The sequence below is a fragment of the Emticicia sp. genome (assembly GCF_049241225.1).
Lineage (GTDB): Bacteria > Bacteroidota > Bacteroidia > Cytophagales > Spirosomataceae > Emticicia.
This window is the reverse complement of sequence record NZ_JBMLRC010000123.1, coordinates 1-2,983: the sequence shown is the minus strand read 5'-3', so window position 1 is coordinate 2,983 and position 2,983 is coordinate 1. Positions and strand designations below refer to the sequence as shown.

Genomic DNA, 2,983 nt, shown 5'->3' with positions numbered 1-2,983 from the left:
TACTCAACGAGAAAAGCTATTAAAGCGTCCACATAGCAGAAAATGCTTAAAACTGAGCTGGAGTCTTTTTATTTTTTACACACAACCATGAATCCTTTTTCACACTAACTCGAGTATGCGTGAAATGATTATAAATTAATTTTTAAAAATTTAAACACACAACAAAAATGAACACAATCACACACACACAAACAAAATTTGCTTTTGCAAATTTTGCAGATGCAGAATTAATGGAGCTAAACCAAAACGAATTAGTAGAAACAGAAGGTGGCTCTTTTGCTTTTGTATTAGGATATATTGTTGGAGTTGCAGTAGTATTGGGCGTTTCTTATTTGGTACACAAATGGTTTTTCTCCGATGGTAGCGAAAAAGAAGAAACGCAAATGATTGGTGGAGGAGGTGATGGACCAGCTCGAAGTAATGTAAACTATTTGTAATTTTTTATTTTTTCACAACTTATAGATAATCAATTTTTATGAAAAACACAATTAACTTAGAAGCACACAACTGTACAGCATTGTCAAACGACGAACTTGTTGAAATTATTGGTGGAAGTTTTTGGTCAGATTTTAAAGATGGTTTTTTAGCAGGTGTAACAGCAGCTATTACTCTCGTTGAGAAAGTAGTTGATTTCTTTACTCCAGATACGCCTACGCCGCCAACACCAGCACAAAAGTAACTTCCTTACCCCCCATATTGATGATTTATGGGGGGTATTATAAAAAATCACTAAAACTAAAAAAACATGATACAAGAATTATCCAAAACCGAAATAGAAAATATAAGTGGCAGTAGTTTCTTTTCTGATTTCTGGAATGGATTTAAAGAAGCTATCAGTGATATATTTGGTTAAATTGGAGGCAGTGGTTGTCCTCCTGGAACTGAATGTTTTGGTGATAATATGGATTAATATTTTCACGGCATCAAAACTTCCTAACAAGTAGGCACTATTCAAGTTAGTAACTTGAGTAGTGCCTATCTATCATTTTATTAAAAATCTAACTCCAATGCAAAAACTAATCGTCCTCATCTGTCTTCTCCTCCCCAGTTTTCTAAAAGCTCAAAAACACTCCGCTATAGTTTGCGATAGCCTTACCAAGCAAGCCCTGCCTTCGGCAAGTGTTAGGGTAAAAGACACCAACTTAGGTACAACCACCAATACCGATGGTAAGTTTTCTCTTTCTGTAAAGAAGGGGGTTTTTGTTGTTTCTTATATCGGTTATTTGTCAAAAAGTATTTCTTCAAGTGCTTTGCCAGATACTATTTTTTTAGCAGAAAGCAATCAACTCAACGAGGTTGTTGTTATGCCCGACTCTACTTTGAGAGTTTTGCTACGCAATGCCTACAATAATATTTCTAAAAATTACTCTCAAAAACCTACCTATTTGAATGGTTTTTACAGGGAAATCTATGAAAACCAAAGTGAAAATACATTTAATTATTTCTCCGAAAACTTTCTAAAAATATATAAACCTGCCTACACAATAGACGGTAAGGACCATGAAGGGCAAATCAAGGTATTAAAATCAAGAACCATCAAAAACCCCGAATATGTACAGAAAGGCACTAAATACATGGGTGGCCCGTTTTTACCTATTGCTAAGGATTTGGTATTGAAAAAAAATTGGACGATAAATCCCGATTATTTCAATAAATTTTATTTTGAATTAGAAAAAATAACTTATTATGATGGAAAACAGGTCTATGTGATTAATAGTACGCTACGTGACAGTAGTGCAACAACTAAGTTATATATCAATAAAGAAGATTTGGCATATATAAAAATAGAAGCTTTTAATAAAAGTAAAGATAGAGGAGGTGAATATAAAAGAATAGGCGAAACATCAACAATGCTCTATGAACAAAAGGGCGACATTTGGTTTTTGAAATACCTAAAATACAGTATTGATGGTGATAAAAAAGATGAGATAATCAATCATTTAGCAGAGTTTGTAGCCACCAATTTTGAAACCGAGAATATAAAACCATTTTCATACAATGAGCAATTACTAAAAACTGACATTATAGCTGACCAAAAAAATGATATTTCGGATAATTTTTTTGAAGGGCAAGAAGGTATCATTGAACAGAGCAATGCCCTCAAAAATCAGGTGCAACTTGCTTTCAAACTCAATGTATTAGATTCCTTAAAAAATACATCTTCATCGTCTTCTATTGAACAAAGTAATATAAAAACAAAAGAAGAAACTGCTCAATACAAACAAAGGCAAGGGTTTGATTTTCGTACATTCTTGTTACGAGCTAATCTTTTTTTTCCAAATTTTGGTTTTGTTTATACACCTATTCATACTTATAATGCTACATTTAGCACAACTCTTGCAAACACTTTTGAAAAAAGCAGGAACTTTTCAGCTACAACTCGCTCAAATTTTGTCCCAATTTTATATAATAGTAAATACTGGACATTTAGCCTAAATAAAAGATTTATTCTACAATATAGTAAAAACAATACTATCCGAAATACAGTCTATGTCAACCAGAGAGATATTGGGCTTGCTTACAGGATTGTTTTAAATAAAACTACAAAACCCATATTTATCGAACCTAATATAAAATACACTATTGGGCTTTCGGGAGTTAAATTTGGGCTATATAAAAATGCAAATAGAGATTTTTATATTGATAATAAGAAAATTAGTTCTAAAGAATTTGTAGCGGGTATATTTCAAAAATCTGAGGGTATTAAATTTGGTTTGAATACTGCTATTTATTCAGGTAAGCTTTGGGTCTTTCCAGCAAAATTGTATCTAATGGCAGATTATCAACATGTGTTTAAGACTTCCGAGCCATTTTTTAGATTAAATGAAGAAAGATTTTTTGGTTTTTTAGAAAGGAAAATAGATTTACCACTTCATGATAAACGTTTAGAATCATCCCAAATTCCCATCACTCAATTACCAAAACTAACTGATAATTTATGGATAGGACTATCGTACAGGATTGTTTTAAGGTAAAATAAAAA

At 32.2% G+C, this 2,983-nt stretch carries 3 protein-coding genes and 1 pseudogene; all 4 read left to right on the top strand.

Annotated elements, in window-relative coordinates; all coding sequences use genetic code 11:
- Positions 1-167 precede the first annotated feature (167 nt).
- The 4 genes and pseudogenes from ACOVO2_RS07625 to ACOVO2_RS07610 all read left to right on the top strand — a co-directional run bounded on the left by ACOVO2_RS07625 (position 168) and on the right by ACOVO2_RS07610 (position 2,975).
- Positions 168-437: a hypothetical protein gene (locus tag ACOVO2_RS07625; protein ID WP_421769384.1), complete on the top strand. Its 270-nt coding sequence runs from the start codon at positions 168-170 to the stop codon at positions 435-437.
- Between the two features lie 38 nt (positions 438-475).
- Positions 476-679 (top strand): hypothetical protein, encoded by a 204-nt coding sequence (locus tag ACOVO2_RS07620; RefSeq protein ID WP_421769383.1) that lies wholly within the window; start codon positions 476-478, stop codon positions 677-679.
- A gap of 328 nt (positions 680-1,007) precedes the next feature.
- Positions 1,008-1,292: pseudogene (locus ACOVO2_RS07615) on the top strand (carboxypeptidase-like regulatory domain-containing protein); the annotation flags it as partial.
- A 93-nt stretch (positions 1,293-1,385) separates the two neighbouring features.
- The gene (locus tag ACOVO2_RS07610; protein ID WP_421769385.1) at positions 1,386-2,975 is read left to right on the top strand and encodes a hypothetical protein; all 1,590 of its coding nucleotides are present in this window, start codon (positions 1,386-1,388) and stop codon (positions 2,973-2,975) included.
- The last annotated feature ends 8 nt before the right edge of the window (positions 2,976-2,983 follow it).

Excerpts from the sequence above, each read along its gene's own strand:
- ACOVO2_RS07625 (WP_421769384.1), top strand. The coding sequence starts at position 168 with ATGAACACAATCACACACACACAAACAAAATTTGCTTTTGCAAATTTT.
- ACOVO2_RS07620 (WP_421769383.1), top strand. The coding sequence starts at position 476 with ATGAAAAACACAATTAACTTAGAAGCACACAACTGTACAGCATTGTCA.